Annotated in this window: 15 protein-coding genes; 9 read left to right on the top strand and 6 right to left on the bottom strand. The window is 60.6% G+C overall.

Annotated elements, in window-relative coordinates; genetic code table 11:
• The first annotated feature begins 25 nt into the window (after positions 1 to 25).
• Genes zigA through MJP36_RS02475 form a run of 3 tightly spaced genes read left to right on the top strand, consistent with a single transcriptional unit; the run spans position 26 to position 2885 of the window.
• A complete protein-coding gene (zigA, locus tag MJP36_RS02465) occupies positions 26 to 1234 on the top strand; it encodes a zinc metallochaperone GTPase ZigA (protein WP_090367872.1) in 1209 nt (402 codons plus the stop codon).
• On the top strand, positions 1234 to 1878 hold the full coding sequence (locus MJP36_RS02470; RefSeq protein ID WP_244384805.1) for a DUF1826 domain-containing protein: 645 nt from the start codon (positions 1234 to 1236) through the stop codon (positions 1876 to 1878). The genes zigA and MJP36_RS02470 overlap by 1 nt, the downstream gene beginning before the upstream one ends.
• A gap of 44 nt (positions 1879 to 1922) precedes the next feature.
• Complete coding sequence (locus MJP36_RS02475; protein WP_244384807.1) at positions 1923 to 2885, top strand: CobW family GTP-binding protein; 963 nt, start codon at positions 1923 to 1925, stop codon at positions 2883 to 2885.
• Here MJP36_RS02475 and MJP36_RS02480 read toward each other — a convergent pair.
• Complete coding sequence (locus tag MJP36_RS02480) at positions 2879 to 3274, bottom strand: DUF3301 domain-containing protein (protein ID WP_060756613.1); 396 nt, start codon at positions 3272 to 3274, stop codon at positions 2879 to 2881. The genes MJP36_RS02475 and MJP36_RS02480 overlap by 7 nt on opposite strands.
• Before the next feature lie 117 nt (positions 3275 to 3391).
• Between MJP36_RS02480 and pdxY the strand changes: the two genes are divergently transcribed.
• Positions 3392 to 4264, top strand: coding sequence for a pyridoxal kinase PdxY (pdxY, locus tag MJP36_RS02485; RefSeq protein WP_244384808.1), 873 nt, complete (start codon positions 3392 to 3394; stop codon positions 4262 to 4264).
• Here the strand turns inward: pdxY and MJP36_RS02490 are convergent, their stop codons facing one another.
• On the bottom strand, positions 4265 to 4747 hold the full coding sequence (locus MJP36_RS02490) for an acyl-CoA thioesterase (RefSeq protein WP_016978672.1): 483 nt from the start codon (positions 4745 to 4747) through the stop codon (positions 4265 to 4267). It lies immediately after the preceding gene.
• 291 nt (positions 4748 to 5038) lie between these two features.
• On the opposite strand from MJP36_RS02490, the gene MJP36_RS02495 reads away from it, so the two are divergent.
• On the top strand, positions 5039 to 6802 hold the full coding sequence (locus tag MJP36_RS02495) for a cation:proton antiporter (RefSeq protein ID WP_060756615.1): 1764 nt from the start codon (positions 5039 to 5041) through the stop codon (positions 6800 to 6802).
• A 17-nt stretch (positions 6803 to 6819) separates the two neighbouring features.
• Here MJP36_RS02495 and MJP36_RS02500 read toward each other — a convergent pair whose 3' ends face one another.
• The 3 genes from MJP36_RS02500 to uvrD all read right to left on the bottom strand — a co-directional run bounded on the left by MJP36_RS02500 (position 6820) and on the right by uvrD (position 10709).
• Positions 6820 to 7227, bottom strand: a complete 408-nt coding sequence (locus tag MJP36_RS02500; protein WP_034129154.1) for an SMI1/KNR4 family protein — start codon at positions 7225 to 7227, stop codon at positions 6820 to 6822.
• 135 nt (positions 7228 to 7362) lie between these two features.
• A complete protein-coding gene (locus MJP36_RS02505) occupies positions 7363 to 8235 on the bottom strand; it encodes a Tim44 domain-containing protein (RefSeq protein WP_104995054.1) in 873 nt (290 codons plus the stop codon).
• Positions 8236 to 8525: 290 nt separating this feature from the next.
• Positions 8526 to 10709 (bottom strand): DNA helicase II, encoded by a 2184-nt coding sequence (uvrD, locus tag MJP36_RS02510; protein ID WP_060756618.1) that lies wholly within the window; start codon positions 10707 to 10709, stop codon positions 8526 to 8528.
• 278 nt (positions 10710 to 10987) lie between these two features.
• On the opposite strand from uvrD, the gene MJP36_RS02515 reads away from it, so the two are divergent.
• From MJP36_RS02515 to MJP36_RS02525, 3 genes are all read left to right on the top strand, one after another.
• Positions 10988 to 13861: an EAL domain-containing protein gene (locus tag MJP36_RS02515; RefSeq protein WP_060756619.1), complete on the top strand. Its 2874-nt coding sequence runs from the start codon at positions 10988 to 10990 to the stop codon at positions 13859 to 13861.
• 163 nt (positions 13862 to 14024) lie between these two features.
• Positions 14025 to 14891 carry a transcriptional regulator HexR gene (gene hexR / locus MJP36_RS02520; RefSeq protein ID WP_003177007.1) on the top strand — a complete coding sequence of 289 codons (867 nt, stop codon included), beginning with the start codon at positions 14025 to 14027 and terminating at the stop codon, positions 14889 to 14891.
• Positions 14892 to 15037: 146 nt separating this feature from the next.
• Complete coding sequence (locus tag MJP36_RS02525; RefSeq protein WP_081087085.1) at positions 15038 to 15235, top strand: PA3496 family putative envelope integrity protein; 198 nt, start codon at positions 15038 to 15040, stop codon at positions 15233 to 15235.
• Here MJP36_RS02525 and MJP36_RS02530 read toward each other — a convergent pair.
• Positions 15165 to 16139: a LysR family transcriptional regulator gene (locus MJP36_RS02530; protein WP_060756620.1), complete on the bottom strand. Its 975-nt coding sequence runs from the start codon at positions 16137 to 16139 to the stop codon at positions 15165 to 15167. The genes MJP36_RS02525 and MJP36_RS02530 overlap by 71 nt on opposite strands.
• Before the next feature lie 195 nt (positions 16140 to 16334).
• Here MJP36_RS02530 and MJP36_RS02535 point away from each other — a divergent pair, with 195 nt between their 5' ends.
• Complete coding sequence (locus tag MJP36_RS02535) at positions 16335 to 17750, top strand: acetyl-CoA carboxylase biotin carboxylase subunit (RefSeq protein WP_060756621.1); 1416 nt, start codon at positions 16335 to 16337, stop codon at positions 17748 to 17750.
• The last annotated feature ends 10 nt before the right edge of the window (positions 17751 to 17760 follow it).

A 17760-nucleotide genomic window follows, 5' to 3' on the forward strand; every position in this document is an offset into this window, starting at 1 on the left:
CGGCCCCCCTGATGAGGACTACCTGATGACCCACCGTCTCCCCGTTACTGTGTTGTCCGGCTTTCTCGGCGCCGGTAAAAGCACGCTGCTCAACTACGTCCTGCGCAACCGCGAAAACCTGCGGGTAGCCGTGATCGTCAACGACATGAGCGAAATCAACATTGATGGCAGCGAAGTTCAGCGTGACGTCACGCTCAATCGTGCCGAAGAAAAACTGGTGGAAATGAGCAACGGCTGCATCTGCTGTACCTTGCGTGAAGACTTGCTGGAAGAAGTCGGAAAGCTCGCCAAGGAGGGTCGTTTCGATTACCTGCTGATCGAATCCACCGGCATTTCCGAACCGTTGCCCGTGGCTGAAACCTTCACCTTTCGCGATGAAAACGAGCAGAGCCTGGCCGACATTGCCCGCCTGGATACCATGGTCACGGTGGTCGACGGCATGAACTTCCTGCTCGACTACCAGGCCGCCGACAGCCTGGCCTCGCGGGGCGAAACCCTGGGTGAAGAGGATGAGCGCTCCATCACCGACCTGTTGATCGAGCAGATCGAGTTCGCTGACGTGATCCTGATCAGCAAGATCGACTTGATCAGCAGTCGCGAGCGCGAAGAGCTGATGGCCATTCTTGAACGCCTGAACGCCCACGCGGAAATCATCCCGATGGTCATGGGCGAAGTGCCGTTAGCCAAGATCCTCAACACCGGCCGCTTCGACTTCGAGCGCGCCTCCCAGGCGCCGGGCTGGTTGCAGGAAATGCGCGGTGAGCATGTGCCGGAGACGCAGGAGTACGGCATCGCGTCCACGGCATACCGCGCGCGTCGTCCGTTTCATCCGCAGCGTTTTTTCGACTTTATCGACCGTCCGTGGGTCAACGGCAAGCTGCTGCGTTCCAAGGGTTTTTTCTGGCTGGCCAGCAAACATCAGGATGCAGGCAGTTGGTCTCAGGCGGGAGGGTTGATGCGCCATGGCTTCGCCGGTCGCTGGTGGCGTTTTGTGCCGAAAAGCCAATGGCCTCAAGATGAAGAAAGCATCGCGGCGATCATGGGCAACTGGCAATTGAGCACCGGCGACTGTCGCCAGGAGCTGGTCTTCATCGGCCAGAACATCGACTTCGCCCGGATGCGCGCCGAACTGGACGCGTGCCTGCTCACCGATGAAGAAATGGCCCTGGGCGTCGAAGGATGGCGTCAGTTGGTCGATCCCTTCGGCCCTTGGTATGAAGAGGTTGCAGCCTGATGCTCGCCCCGGTTATCACACCGTTGCCGGTGATCCGCCAGACATGCGGCGAAACCCCACTGACGCTGGCCGACATTCTTGAAGACGGCGTCAACCTGGCACTCTGGCAGCGCCCATTACCGCTGCATATCGCTGAGTTTGGTGCCTTGCTGGTGGCGCTCAACGAGCCGTTGGCCGAGTCCCTGGTGATCGAGCTTAACCATGAGAATGCCGTACCGGACTTGCAGGGCTTGGCGTCCGGTTGCCGAGATCTGGAAGGCTACGAAGGTTTTATCGCCGATGTGTCGTGGCTGGTCAGCGCCTTCGCGTGTCTGCTGGGCGCCAAGCGGGTGGGGGTGCGCCTGCGGCTGTTGGACAAGGCCATGTGCCCACGTTTTCACGTCGACCATGTGCCGGTGCGATTGATCACCACCTATGCCGGGGTCGGTAGCCAATGGTTGCGCGAAGGCGAGATGGACCGCCGTAAACTGGGGCAGCCGCAGGCCGAACCCGTCGAGCGCATCGAACAGATTCGCTGCGGCGAAGTCGCCCTGCTCAAGGGCACTAAATGGCATGGCAATGAAGGGCGTGGTTTGATTCACCGCTCACCAGCGCTCAACGCAGATGAGCGACGGTTGATCCTGACGCTGGATTGGCTTGCATAACCGCGTAGGATCAAGCTTTCTACATGCCCTGAATGATGCCCCTCATGCTGCAGAACATTCCCACCCATGTGATTGCCGGGCCATTAGGGGCCGGCAAGACCAGCTTGATCAAGCATCTGCTTGCCCAGCGCCCGGCCAACGAACGTTGGGCCGTGTTGATCAACGAGTTCGGACAGATCGGCCTGGACGCCGCTTTGCTCACCCAGGAGGACGATGGCATTGCCCTGGGCGAAGTGGCCGGAGGCTGCCTGTGTTGTGTGAACGGTGCACCCTTCCAAGTGGGCCTGGGCCGTTTGCTGCGTAAGGCCAAGCCGGATCGCTTGTTTATAGAGCCCTCGGGCCTGGGCCATCCGGCGCAATTACTCAAGCAACTGCGGGAAGCGCCCTGGCAGCAGGTGTTGGCGGTGCAACCCTGTGTGCTGGTGCTGGACGCCCAGGCGTTGGCGGCGGGCAAAGTCTTGCCCGAAGCGCAACGAGAAACACTGGCCCATGCCGGCCTGCTGGTCCTGAACAAGGATGAGTCGCTGGATGCCGCTCAGCGCACGGCTATTGAACGACAACTGCCCGGCTACCCGCTTTACTGGACCCGGCAGGCGCAACTGCCGTTGGCGCAATTGCCAGGCTTGAATTCAAATGCGACGACGGCTGTGGATAACATCCCAATGCCCAACCGTCTTGCGCAGATGCCGACCGTCTGGCACGACCCCGCGCAGCCTATTTGCCTGAGCCAATCTCAAGAGGGCGGCTGGAGCATCGGATGGCGCTGGCACCCTGGCCAGCAATTCGATACGCGGCGCCTGCATCAATGGCTGGCAAGCCTCGAATGGCGTCGTGCCAAGCTGGTTATCCACAGCGGCGAAGGCTGGGTTTCGGCTAACGCTGTGGATAACAGCCCGCTCAGCTGGCAACCCAGCGAATGGCGGCGCGATTCACGCCTGGAACTGATTTTCAGCGAACCACAGGACGTGGCCGCGTTGCAGCATGCGCTGGCCGCCTGCCGTCAGTGACGGTGTTTGGTGGCATGGTCCTGACGCCACTGGCTCAGCTCAATCACCTCGGCGCTGGGCAGGGGAGTCTTGATCTCGAACGGGTAGGGCGCCAGTTCGATCTGGGCGCTGTGGGCGCCAAACTGGGTGATGGTCCCGGGATGACGGGTTTCACCGGTCACGGTGAACTCGAAGTTATAGATGCGTGCCAGACGCCGCCGACCGTTGGCATCCTTCACAAAACCGATGCGTTTCAACGCCACCGCGCCATCAAGCAGTTCGATGTCGAGCTTGGCACAATGCTGTTTGACCCGTTCCAGCGCCCGCTCGCGCAGGCCGTGGTTGTGCCATACCCAGGCGGCACCGGTCGCCAGCAGCATCAACACAAAGATGTTTCCTAGGGTCAGCATGCGATGAACTCCAACAAAGTGAGAGCAGCTTAACTGTGTCGCTGGTCTGTCGTACAGGCTGCGTTTAGTCGCATACTGCCCGGCCAGAATTTCAATGGCTTTACGGAAATCTCCCGCATGAAACGCACACCTCATCTGCTTGCGATCCAGTCTCATGTGGTCTTTGGCCACGCCGGAAACAGCGCCGCCGTGTTCCCCATGCATCGGGTCGGGGTGAATGTCTGGCCGCTCAACACGGTGCAGTTCTCCAACCACACTCAGTATGGCCAGTGGGCAGGAGAAGTGTTGGCGCCACAGCAAATTCCAGCGCTGGTGGAAGGTATTGCCGCGATTGGTGAGCTGGGTAACTGCGACGCGGTGCTGTCGGGTTACCTGGGCAGCGCCGCTCAGGGGCGTGCGATTCTAACGGGGGTGGCGCGCATCAAGGCCATCAACCCCAGGGCCCTGTACCTGTGCGACCCGGTGATGGGGCATCCGGAAAAAGGCTGCATCGTGCCTCAGGAAGTCAGCGATTTCCTGCTCGATGAAGCCGCTGCCATGGCAGATTTCCTGTGCCCCAACCAACTGGAGCTGGACAGCTTTGCCGGGCGCAAGCCGCAATCGCTGTTCGACTGCCTGGGCATGGCCAAGGCGTTGCTGGCGCGGGGGCCGAAAGCGGTGCTGGTCAAGCACCTGGATTATCCGGGCAAACTCCCGGATGGCTTCGAGATGCTGCTGGTGACGGCGGAAGGTAGCTGGCATTTGCGCCGGCCGTTATTGGCTTTCCCGCGCCAGCCGGTGGGGGTGGGCGATCTGACGTCCGGGCTGTTCCTGGCGCGGGTGTTGTTGGGCGACAGCCTGTTGGCGGCCTTCGAGTTCACGGCGGCAGCGGTGCATGAAGTCCTGCTGGAAACCCAGGCCTGCGCCAGTTACGAGTTAGAACTGGTGCGAGCCCAGGATCGTATCGCTCATCCACGGGTGCGCTTCGAGGCTACACCGATCGGGCTGTGATCAAGCGTCAGCCTTGATTTCCTGGTAGCGCTTTTCCAGCTCCTGGCGGATCTGCCGGCGCTGCTGGGCCTGCACGAACCGGCGTTTGTCTTCGCTGTTCTGTGGCTGCAGCGGCGGTACGGCGGCAGGTTTGCGCTGGTCGTCCACGGCCACCATGGTGAAGAAGCAGCTGTTGGTGTGACGCACCGAGCGCTCACGGATGTTCTCGGTCACCACTTTGATGCCCACCTCCATTGAGGTGTTGCCGGTGTAGTTGACCGAGGCGAGGAAGGTCACCAGCTCGCCGACATGGATCGGTTCGCGAAAAATCACCTGGTCGACCGACAGCGTGACGACATAGCGCCCGGCATAACGGCTCGCGCAGGCGTAAGCCACTTCGTCGAGGTATTTGAGCAGGGTGCCGCCGTGGACATTGCCTGAGAAGTTGGCCATGTCAGGGGTCATCAATACCGTCATCGACAGCTGGGCGTTTCCGGGTTCCATAGCACACTCACGGGTTGTAGGCATCGGTTGGGGGGCACCTCTGTGGGTGCTGAAATCTTTGCAGCGTTCTCCCTAACGGGACGCCGGTGAGCGGCTTGCCGTCACGCCGGGACCGATCTGTTTCCATATATTGCACCGGCTTTCTGTCGGAAGTCGCGGTGTTAACCTTCAAAAGCCCATCTCAGGGCATTTCTTACGATCAAGGCAGACTTTTCCCTCCGCACTTTGCGACAGTTCAAAGGCGCGGGTGGAAGTGGGAAAAGCGCCGGTACCCTCAAGGAGCCCCTCGCCATGCACGCCATCAGCTTTATCCAGGATCTGGCCGTGATCATGCTGGTGGCAGGGGTCGTTACCATCCTGTTTCATCGCCTCAAGCAGCCGGTGGTGCTGGGTTACATCGTCGCCGGCTTCATCATTGGCCCGCATACCCCGCCGTTCGGCCTGATCCACGACGAAGACACCATCAAGACCCTTGCCGAGCTGGGGGTGATCTTCCTGATGTTCTGCCTGGGCCTGGAGTTCAGCCTGCGCAAGCTGTTCAAGGTGGGTGCCACGGCGTTTATCGCAGCCTTCCTGGAGATCATCCTGATGGTCTGGATCGGCTACGAAATCGGCCGCTGGTTTGACTGGAACACCATGGACTCGCTGTTCCTCGGCGCGATCCTGGCGATCTCCTCGACCACCATCATCGTCAAGGCGCTCAATGACCTGAAGATGAAAAACCAGCGTTTCGCCCAGTTGATCTTCGGTGTGCTGATCGTCGAAGACATTCTTGGCATCGGCATTATCGCCTTGCTGTCGAGCATTGCCGTCAGTGGCACGGTCAGTTCCGGTGAGGTGTTCTCCACCGTGGGCAAGCTTTCACTGTTCATGATTGTGGCGCTGGTCATCGGCATTTTGCTGGTGCCACGCCTGCTGGCCTACGTGGCCCAGTTCGACAGCAATGAAATGCTGCTGATCACCGTGCTGGGCCTGTGTTTCGGCTTTTGCCTGCTGGTGGTCAAGCTCGAATACAGCATGGTGCTGGGGGCGTTCCTGATCGGTGCGATCATGGCCGAATCCAGGCAGTTGCTTAAGATCGAACGCCTGATCGAGCCTGTTCGCGACATGTTCAGCGCGATTTTCTTTGTAGCCATCGGCCTGATGATCGACCCCCAGATCCTGCTGCAGTACGCCTGGCCGATTGCGGTGATCACCGTAGCCGTGGTGCTGGGCAAGATGCTTTCCTGCGGCCTGGGCGCCTTTATCGCCGGCAATGATGGGCGCACTTCCTTGCGGGTGGGCATGGGGCTGTCACAAATTGGCGAGTTTTCTTTCATCATCGCGGCGCTGGGGATGACGCTTCAGGTGACCAGCGATTTCCTGTATCCGGTCGCAGTGGCGGTGTCGGCGATCACCACGCTGCTCACGCCGTACTTGATTCGCGGGGCCGATCCACTTTCGTTGAAGCTTGCTGCGGTGATGCCCAAGCGCCTGGGCCGGGTGTTCGGGATGTATGGCGAATGGTTGCGCAGCATTCAGCCTCAAGGGGAAGGCGCGATGCTGGCGTCGATGATCCGCAAGATCATCCTGCAGGTGGGAGTGAACCTGGCGCTGGTGGTGGCGATCTTCTTCGCCGGCAGCTTTTTTGCGGTACGTATCGGTGGGTATCTGCAGGGTTGGATCAGTGATCCGAGCTGGCAGAAGGCATTGATCTGGGGGGGAGCACTGCTGCTGTCGTTGCCGTTTTTGATTGCGGCGTATCGCAAGCTCAAGGCGCTGTCGATGTTACTGGCGGAGATGAGCGTGAAACCGGAGATGGCCGGGCGGCATACCCAGCGTGTACGACGGGTGATCGCCGAACTGATCCCGATCCTGTCGCTGCTGGTGATCTTCCTGCTGTTGGCAGCCTTGTCGGCCAGTATCCTGCCGACCAACAAGCTACTGGTATTGATCGCCGTGGTCACCGCGGCGGTGGCGGCGGTGCTCTGGCGGTGGTTCATCCGCGTGCATACGCGGATGCAGGTCGCCTTGCTGGAGACGCTGGATAACCACAAGGATACGCCGGAGCACTAGAGGTCAGGCAACGGGGCTCAGCTTTCCAGCCACACGTCCCGTGCCCAGTGCCACACCGACTCCCAGGTTTCTTCGGTGACGAGTTCTTCTTCGCCGGACCACAGCACCACGGTGCCGTCTTCTTCGACGCAGTAGTAGTCGTCGCCGTCCTGGCAGATCGGAATCAGGCTGCGGTCAACCCCGGCATCCCAGGCATTTGCGGCCACGTCGGGCAGGTAGGTATGAGATTGCGGGTCAGTCACGGTCACGGGCTCGAGGCTGCCGTACACCACGTCGCTGACGGTCAGCAGGAATTCGCGGAAGACAAACGGGATATCGATGAACAGCTGTTCCTCGATTTCCACCAACAGGTCTTCGTCAGGCAGTTCCAGAGGAACCGGGACCGGTTCATTGGCTTCACGCAATTGTTCGATGATTTCTTCCACGGCCGGGATCCTCTTGCTAGTTGGCGCGGTTTATAGAGGCGTTTTATACAGTAGCTCGCTATAAGTGCAACCGTGAAATAGAAAACCCCGGAACAGGTCCGGGGTTTTATTACCAAGTGCTCAAGCGCGCAGTTATCAGCCGTTCTGGCGGATACCTGCGACCAGCCAAGGCTGGTTGTCGCCTTGGACGCGTTCCATGTTCCAGCTTTCGCTGAACACTTCGCCCTGGTCGAAACGCGAGGTCTTCGACACGCCACTGAAGGTCAGGGTGGCGATGGTCTTGTCGGCGCGATCATCCACACCGTCCAACTGGACGCGCAGGTCGTCGATGTAGGTCGACTGGAAGCCGTCGCCCAGATCGGCGCGTTCGCGCTTGAGGAACTCCAGCAACTGCGGGGTCACGAACTCGGCGATCTTGTCCATTTCGTTGGCGTCCCAGTGTTGCTGCAGGGACTGGAAGTGGTTGCGGGCAGCTTCGACGAAGCGTTCTTCGTTGAACCAGGCGGGGGCATTGATGACCGGGCGTGCGGACGCAGGAGCAGCCGAACCACCGAAGATCGAACCCATGGCAGGTTTTTGTTCGAACACCTCACGCTGCATCGGCGCGCCGGCTGGAGCCAGGTGCTCCTGTTGCTTGCGTCGACGAGCGGCGATAAAGCGGAAGATCACAAAGGCGATGACCGCCAGGATCAGGATGTCGAAAATCTGCATGCCCTGGAAGCCGCCACCCATGAACATGGAGGCGAGCAGGCCGCCGGCGGCGATACCGGCCAGAGGGCCCAACCAGCGCGAAGCACCGCCGGCCTTGGCAGCAGCGCCCGCGGCACCGGCTGCACCAGCGGTTGCGGCAGCGCCGCCCATGCCGCCGGCGGACGGAGCCATCTGGCTGGTCTGGTGAGTCGGTGCCGAGCCCATGCTTTTGCCGCCACCGAAGCGTTTGGCGTTGGCGTCGAGGCTCATCGTCAGGCCGATGCACAACGCCATGGCGATGCTAAGAAAACGTTTCATAAAGGGAATTCCCATTTGTGGATTGCACGCGCGCCATGTTGCACAGGTGTCGTGACAGTGGCTAGCGACATAATGTTTCGGGCTTTTGCGTAAGACCGATTCCGAAGGGTCTGTAGGACTAGTTACAGATATTGGCCCGCAACGCCGAAAAACAAGAGAAGGCCAGGACTCTTCACACCGATCGTTCCCACGCTCCGCGTGGGAATGCCTCATGTGACGCTCCGCGTCATGACCTGAACGGTGGACGCAGAGCGTCCAGGGCTGCATTCCCACACAGAGCGTGGGAACGATCAGACGGCTTCGAGCTTCGCGTAACCCATCATCAGCCACTTGCTGCCTTCGGCGAAATTCACCTGTACCCGTGCCTGGGCGCCGGCGCCTTCGAAGTTGAGGATCACGCCTTCACCAAAGATCGCGTGCCTGACCTGCTGGCCAAGGCTGAATGGGGTTTCCGGAATGTCCGAACCGGCAAACATGCTGCTGGAGTTCTGCTGCTGGCCGCCGCCGAACGGGCGGCTGACGCTGTTGGACAGGCGCACTTCCTGAACCAGGCCTTTGGGCACTTCACGTACGAAGCGCGACACCTTGTTGTAGGTCTCGCTACCGTAGAGGCGTCGAGTCTCGGCGTAGGTCATCACCAGGTTCTGCATCGCGCGAGTGATGCCCACGTAGGCCAGCCGGCGTTCTTCCTCAAGGCGACCGGGCTCTTCCAGGCTCATTTTGTGCGGGAACAGGCCTTCTTCCATGCCCACCAGGAACACATAGGGAAACTCCAGGCCCTTGGCGCTGTGCAAGGTCATCAACTGGATACTGTCTTCATGCTCATCGGCCTGGGTATCGCCGGCCTCCAGCGAAGCATGCCCAAGGAAAGCGGCGAGCGGAGTCAGCTCTTCGTCTTCCTCGGTGTTTTCGAAGGCGCGGGCGGCGCTGACCAGTTCCTCAAGGTTTTCTACCCGAGCCTGGCCTTTCTCGCCTTTCTCCGCTTCGTGATAGGCGATCAGCCCGGATTGTTCGATCACGGTCTGGGTCATCAAGTGCAGCGGCATGTCGGCACACTTGGCGGCCAGGTTCTCGATCAGCTCGACAAACACGCCCAACGCGCTGGCGGCGCGGCCGGTGAGGCCTTTATTGGCGATCAGCAGGCGCATGGATTCCCACATCGACACATCGGCATGGCGCGCATGGTCGCGAATTGCTTCGACGGTTTTTTCGCCGATGCCACGGGCCGGGATATTGATCACCCGCTCCAGCGCCGCATCGTTGCCACGACCTTCCAGCAGGCGCAGGTAGGCCATGGCATTCTTGATTTCCGCGCGCTCGAAGAAGCGCTGGCCACCATAGATGCGGTACGGGATACGCTCGCGCAGCAAGGCTTCTTCGAGTACCCGCGATTGGGCGTTGGAGCGATACAGAATCGCGATATCACTGCGTGCCAGGCCGGTTTTCAGCGCGCTTTCGATGGTTTCCACCACGTAGCGGGCCTCATCGTGCTCGTTGAACGCGGCGTACAGGTTGATCGCCTCGCCTTCGCCGCCATCGGTCCACAGCTCTTTGCCCAGGCGCCCGGTGTTGTTGGCGATCAAGGCGTTGGCGGCCTTGAGGATACCGGCGGTGGAGCGGTAGTTCTGCTCCAGGCGGATGGTGACCGCGTCCGGGAAGTCTTCGGAATACTGGTAGATATTCTCGATTTTCGCGCCACGCCAGCCGTAGATCGACTGGTCGTCGTCACCGACCACCATCAGGCTGTCGCCACCTTTGGCCAGCAGGCGCAACCAGGCGTACTGCACGGCGTTGGTGTCCTGGAACTCGTCCACCAGGATGTGGCGGAAGCGTTTCTGGTAATGGGCCAGCAAGCCTGGGTTGTCACGCCACAGGTCAAGGGCGCGCAGCAGCAGTTCGGAGAAGTCGATGACACCGGCGCGCACGCAGGCCGCCTCGTAGGCTTCATAGATACTGCGCATGGTGGCCAGGAACAAATCGCCGCTGGCCTGGATATGTTGCGGGCGCAAGCCCTCGTCTTTCTGCCCGTTGATGAACCATTGCGCCTGTCGCGCCGGCCAACGCTGTTCATCGAGGCCCAGTTCACGGATCACCCGCTTGACCAGGCGTTGCTGGTCGTCACTGTCGAGGATCTGGAAGGTCTGGCTCAGGCCCGCTTCCTGCCAATGTGCCCGCAACAGGCGGTGCGCCAGGCCGTGGAACGTGCCCACCCACATGCCGGCCGGGCTGATGCCCATCAACTGCTCGATGCGATGGCGCATTTCGGCAGCGGCCTTGTTGGTGAACGTCACCGACAGGATGGAATGCGGGGACGCGTTCTCGACCTGGATCAACCAGGCGATACGGTGCACCAGCACTCGGGTTTTACCGGAGCCAGCACCGGCCAGGACCAACTGACGGCCAACGGGGGCCGCTACGGCCTGGCGTTGGGCATCGTTGAGGGAGTTCAGCAAAAGAGAGAGATCATCGCGCATCGGCGCATTCTAGGGTGCTGGGGGGAGACGGGCAAATCCCAATGCCGGGTGGTCGATGCAATGTGTCAGGCGCGGCGACGACCGGCTGTCATTGCGCCGCTGGTGATGACCGGTTGGTCATGGGCCGCAACCCGCGCAGCGTCTCGCTCAAGCGGTGCAGCCTCGATCTTTGCACACAAACATCGAGCGGCTTTTATGACATGGAGCAGTTTGGCCCACGCGTTTGCTTGTGTATGCTCCGTCGACGTTTCGGGCTCACCATTACAAGAACACTGCCTATGACCCTCAGCACCGACCTGCCTGGCACCTCGGCGGCGCCCGCACAGGTCATCCGTAAAGACTATGCAACCGAGATGGCGGTAGAGCGCACGCGTCTGCTGTATCAGGGCTCGCTGCTGCCCACCTTATTAATGCTGGTCAACGGCCTGGTCTGCGCCTGGCTGTTGTGGAGCCCCAAGCTGTACGTGCTGGACAGCATCTGGCTGGTCTGGTTGCTGGCCCTGGTGGCGATGCGCGTCATTCAGGTGGCGGCCTTCGAGTCAGCCATGCCCAGTCGCCAGGCCCAGCCGATCTGGCAGCGCATGTTCATGCTCGGCTCGACAGTCAGCGGCTTGACCCTGGCCATCGCCGCCATTGCGCTGGTGCCGGCCGACAGCTTTATACAACAGGCCTGGGTGTTCGGGCTGCTGGGGGCCGCAGCGTTGTCGGCCAGCGTGGCCTATGCCGTGAGCCTGCCGGCGTTTCTGTCGTTTGCCATGCCGTGCCTGGTGCCGACCATCCTTTATCTGTTCTGGAGCGGTGGCCCGCAGCAGCAAGGCTGGGGTGTGCTGGGCCTGATCCTGCTGGCGTCCTTGAGCCTGGTCGCCTGGCAGGTCAACCGCCTGATCCAGCGCGGGTTGCTGCGACGCTTCCAGAACCAGGCCCTGATCGAGCATCTGCAGCAGGCACAGCAACGCAGTGAACAGTTGAATCAGGAACTGGTACGCGAAGTCGAACAGCGCCGTCAGGCTGAACAGGAACTGCGCGACGCCCAGACCGGCCTGCAAGATCGTGTGGCACAACGCAGCCAGGAGCTGGACGCCGCCAGCCTTGCCCTGGACAAGAGCGAAGCGCGCCTGGCCATGGCCTTGCAGGCCAGCGAGCTGGGCCTCTGGGACTGGAACCTGCAAACCGACGAAGTCCATCACACCCAGCTCAAAGAGCTGTTCGGGCTGGAGCCGGAGTACGTCACGGCGATGCTCAGCCACCTGAAGCCGCGCCTGCACCCCGAGGATCTGCCGCTGCTCAAGCGTGCCTTGGTCGAACACCTGAAAGGCCGCAGCGAGGACTATCAGGTGGAATATCGCGTGCGTCACGGCGACGGCCATTGGGTGTGGATCGAAGACCGGGGGCGCGCGGTGGAGTGGGCGCCCAGCGGACGGGTAACGCGCATGCTCGGCACTCGTCGTGATATCAGTGCCGGCAAGGCGCTTGAAGAGCAGCAGCGTCTGGCTTCAACGGTATTCGAGGCCGCCAGCGAAGGCATTGTGATTCTCGACCCGGATTATGTATTGATCGCCGTGAACCAGGCGTTCAGCCGTGTCACCGGCTTCGAAATCGACGACATGATCGGCCGTAACGTTGTGGAATTACCCAGCAGCCGCGATGCGCGCCGTCACTTCCCGGTGATCCGCCAGGCCCTGCTCAGCCACGGCACCTGGCAAGGTGAACTGGTGGAAACGCGCAAGAACGGCGAGCTGTATCCGCAGTGGCTACAGCTGAATGTCGTACGTGATGTGCGTGGAAAAGTCAGTCATATCGTGGGCTTTTTCGCCGATTTGTCGGCGCGGCGCGAATCCGAGGAGCGCATGCGCTACCTCACCCATTACGATGAATTGACCGGCCTGGCCAACCGCTCGCTGTTCCGCGAACGCCTGCGTGAGGCCCATGCGCGGGTGCGCCAGGGCGGGCGCAGCCTGGCGCTGCTGCATATCAATCTGGATCGCTTCAAGCTGCTTAACGACAGCCTGGGCCATGAAGTCGCCGACCAATTGCTGCAAAAAATGGCACGCCGCTTGATCAACGCGTTGCCCGAGGCAGATACCATTGCGCGGCTGTCCGGCGACGAGTTTGCAGTGCTGTTCGATGCCTACGGCAACCTGTCGAGCCTGGCGCGGGTGGCCACGCGTCTGCTGGCCAAGCTGCGGGTGCCGGTGACGGTGGAGGGGCACGAGCTGGTGGTCAGTGCCTCGATGGGCGTCAGCCTGTTGCCGGATAACGCGCGGGAAATTTCCGCATTGGTCAGTCAATCGAACATGGCCATGCAGCATGCCAAACACTTGGGCGGCAATAACTTCCAGTTCTATACCGACAGCCTGCAAGCCAGCACCCTGGAGCGATTGCAGCTGGAAAACCAGCTGCGCAAAGCCATCGACGAGCGTCAACTCACGGTGTTCTACCAACCGAAACTGTGCCTGGCTACTGGCACCCTGAACGCCGCCGAAGCACTGGTGCGCTGGGAGCATCCGCAGTGGGGCATGGTACCGCCGGGGGACTTTATCGGTTTGGCTGAAGAGACGGGTTTGATCGCACCACTGGGCGAATTCGTGCTGCGCCAGGCGTGCTGGCAAGCGTGTGAGTGGCAGCGCCAGGGCCTGGCGCCGATCCGGGTGTCAGTGAACCTGTCGGTGCACCAGTTGCGCCATGGCAAGCTGGTCAGCCTGGTGCGCCAAGTGCTGGAAGAAACCGGCCTGGACCCGCAATACCTCGAACTGGAACTGACCGAAAGCCAGCTGCTCGACAGCGTCGAGCACATCATCGCGACCTTCCAGCAACTGCGTGACTTGGGGGTGAAACTGGCGATCGATGACTTCGGCACCGGTTATTCGTCCCTCAGCTACCTCAAGCGTATCCCGGTGGACTACGTGAAGATCGACCAGGCATTCATCCGTGGCCTTGGCCAAGGTCGTGAAGACGCCGCGATTACCCGTGCAATCATCGCCATGGCGCACGGGCTGTCGCTCAAAGTGGTGGCGGAGGGTGTGGAAGACCAGCAGCAGCTTGATTTCCTGCGCAGGGAGCGTTGCGATGAAGTGCAGGGCTACCTGATCAGTCGGCCGATGCAGGCGCAGGGGCTGGCGCAATTGTTAAGGAAAAATGCAGATTTTCCTTAGCGACCGCGAGAGCGCCTTTGTGGCTACCAAAGTACCTGCCCTTTGATTCAAAGGGCAGCAGGGCGATTTAGTGATGCATCGGACGGGCAAAACGACAATTCTTGTAGTATAACTACAAGCTTGCTACATCCCTGGCGTCTGCCAATAACAAGAGTCCTGCCCTTTGAACCTGTTGCAACATATCGCCCAGTCGCGCCACCTGTTACGCAAATCGGAACTCAAGGTTGCCGATCATGTGCTGCTTGATCCTGCGGCCGTGATGCACAGTTCCATGGCCGACCTGGCCCACAGCGTGGGCATCAGTGAACCGACCATCGTGCGCTTCTGCCGCGCTATCGGTTGCTCGGGGTTCCAGGACTTGAAACTCAAGCTGGCCCAAAGCCTGGCGGCCGGTGCGAGCTTCGGACAGTTTGCGATCCATGAAGATGACTCCGTCGCCGACTACAGCCTGAAAATTTTCGACACCACCTTGCACACGTTGATGGAAGTGCGCGAGAAGCTCGACCCGGTAGAGCTGCAAAAGGCGGTGACCGCCATGTCCCAGGCCCAGCGTGTCGAGTTCTATGGTTTCGGTGCATCCGGCGCCGTCGCGGCTGACGCCCAGCACAAATTCTTTCGTCTGCTGCTGACTGCCGCGGCCTACAGCGACCCGCACATGCAGGCAATGTCGGCGGTGACCTTGAAGCCTACCGACGTGGCGATCTGCATCTCCCAGTCGGGCCGTTCCAAAGACCTGCTGATTACCGCCAACCTGGTGCGCGAAAGCGGCGCCTCGCTGATCACCCTGTGCCCGAGCCAGACACCATTGGCGGAGTTGTCCACGGTCAACCTGGCGATCGATGTGCACGAAGACACCGAGATTTACACCCCGCTGACCTCGCGTATTGCTCACCTGGTGGTGATTGACGTGCTGGCGATGGGTGTGGCGATGGCGCGTGGTCCGAGCCTGGTCAACCATCTCAAGAGCGTGAAGCGCAGTTTGCGCAGCCTGCGTCTGTCGCCCAAATCCGTCAAAGCCTTGGACGACTGAAAGCTGTACACAGATTCAAATGTGGGAAAGGGCAAGCCCTCCCACATGTTGACCGGAATATTCATCGTCCTGTCATCCTCACTTCGCTAAACCGTCATCCTCTGTGCCCATCCTGAACTCCCCGTACTCGCATTGGGAGACTCCAAATGACCCGGCACTACGAAGACAGCAACAGCACCGTCAAGACCCGTCGCCAACAGGAAGACCAACGCCGCATGGCGTTCCGTCGCGCAATCGAAGACCGCTGCGAAGAGCGTCAACTGCTCCAGAGCTTCAGTGACTACCCGGAGCTCCACTGGCAGGCACCCGTGGCTGCCCAGCGAAGCGCTCAGCCAGCACGCTGATCTGCACCCGCTCGCTGCGGATAAAACCCAGGAACGCATGCGCCACCGGTGACAGGCGTTTGGCCTTGGCCTGCACCAGGCACCAACTGCGGTACAGCGGCAGCTCCTCCACCGGCAACTCCTTGAGCCCGCCGGTGGCCAGCTCCATATTGACGGCGTGGCGCGTGAGCAAGGCCACGCCCAACCCTGCGCTTACGCATTCGCGCTGGGCTTCGGCCGACGCGACTTCCACCGTTTGGGTGAAGTGCACGCGTTTCTCCTTGAAGTATTCCTCGCAGGCCAGTCGCGTGCCGGAACCGGGCTCGCGCAGTAGCAGCGTGTAGGGTTCCAGGTCTTGCAGGCGCAGCGGGCCTTGCAGGCTCAAGGGGTGGTCGAGCGGTGCCACGGCGACGATCGGGTTGTTGAGAAACGGCAGGAATTCCAGGCCCATGTCCTGGGGCACCATAGACATGATGACCAGGTCATCGCGATTGTCCGACAGCCTGCGAATCACCTGGGCGCGGTTGACCACCGTCAGCTGCAATTGCACTTCGGGGTGTTGGCGCTTGAAGGCCGCGAACAGGTGCGGCACGAAATACTTGGCGCTGGACTCCACCGCCAGCTTCAACTGGCCCTGCAGCGAGCCCTGCATGTCCGACAGTTGCATGTCGAGGTTTTCCAGGCGCCCGAAAATATCGCGACTGGCCCGTTGCAGGGCTTCGGCGGCTTCGGTCATGTAGAGTTTTTTGCCGACGTAATCGAACAGCGGCTGGCCGATCAGCTCTTCGAGCTGGCGAATTTGCAGGCTGACCGCCGGTTGCGTGAGGGACATTTCCTCGGCAGCGCGGCTGTAAGAGCGCAAATCACACACTTCATTGAAAATCTGCAGTTGACGCAATGTCATACGCATCAATGACTTACGCATTTTTAATTCCTGTTGGCGCGGCTTGTCTGGCCAACTATAAGTCTTTACTTATGCATGACCCAATAATTATTGATTTTTGTTAATTCCTTGAGCGGCTTAGTGTGTGTCACGCGACTGGCTTGAAACATTTGGTCACGCGTCGACCCGGGTCTAGCGGGTCGAAGAACGCAGCAATCGGCTCAAGGGAATTTCCAAGTGATAAAAAAGATCCTGATCGCCAACCGTGGTGAAATCGCCGTACGCATTGTGCGAGCCTGCGCCGAGATGGGGATTCGCTCGGTTGCGGTGTTTTCCGATGCCGACCGTCATGCGCTGCACGTCAAGCGTGCCGACGAAGCCCACAGCATTGGTGCCGAGCCCCTGGCCGGTTACCTGAACCCGCGCAAGCTGGTGAACCTGGCGGTGGAAACCGGCTGTGATGCATTGCACCCGGGCTATGGTTTCCTTTCGGAAAACGCCGAACTGGCAGACATCTGCGCCGAACGTGGGATCAAGTTCATTGGCCCGTCGGCCGAAGTCATCCGCCGCATGGGCGATAAGACCGAAGCGCGCCGCAGCATGATCAAGGCGGGTGTGCCGGTCACTCCCGGCACCGAAGGCAACGTCGCCGATATCCATGAAGCCCTTACCGAAGGCGATCGCATTGGTTACCCGGTGATGCTCAAGGCCACTTCCGGTGGTGGCGGTCGCGGCATCCGTCGCTGCAACAGCCGCGAAGAACTCGAACAAGCCTTCCCGCGTGTCATCTCCGAAGCCACCAAGGCATTCGGTTCGGCGGAAGTGTTCCTGGAAAAATGCATCGTCAACCCCAAGCACATCGAGGCGCAGATCCTCGGTGACAGCTTCGGCAACGTGGTGCATCTGTTCGAGCGCGATTGCTCGATCCAGCGCCGTAACCAGAAGCTCATCGAAATCGCCCCAAGCCCGCAGTTGACACCGGAACAGCGCGCCTACATCGGCGACCTGTCGGTACGTGCGGCCAAGGCGGTGGGCTACGAGAACGCCGGTACCGTGGAGTTCCTGCTCGCCGAGGGCGAGGTGTACTTCATGGAGATGAATACCCGGGTGCAGGTGGAACACACCATCACCGAAGAAATCACCGGGATCGATATTGTCCGTGAGCAGATCCGCATCGCCTCGGGCCTGCCGCTGTCGGTGAAACAGGAAGACATCCATCACCGTGGTTTCGCGTTGCAGTTCCGTATCAACGCCGAAGACCCGAAGAACAACTTCCTGCCCAGCTTCGGCAAGATCACCCGTTACTACGCGCCCGGCGGCCCCGGCGTGCGCACCGACACGGCGATCTACACCGGCTACACCATTCCGCCGTTCTACGACTCCATGTGCCTGAAACTGGTGGTGTGGGCATTGACCTGGGAAGAAGCCATGGACCGTGGCCTGCGTGCCCTGGACGACATGCGCTTGCAAGGTGTGAAGACCACCGCCGCCTACTACCAGGAAATCCTGCGCAACCCGGAATTCCGCAGCGGCCAGTTCAATACAAGCTTTGTGGAAAGCCACCCTGAGCTGACCAACTACTCGATCAAGCGCAAACCCGAAGAGCTGGCCCTGGCCATCGCCGCCGCCATCGCCGCCCACGCAGGCCTGTGAGGAATACAAC

The organism is Pseudomonas palleroniana, from assembly GCF_022836895.1.
Classification (GTDB): Bacteria; Pseudomonadota; Gammaproteobacteria; order Pseudomonadales; family Pseudomonadaceae; genus Aquipseudomonas; species Aquipseudomonas palleroniana.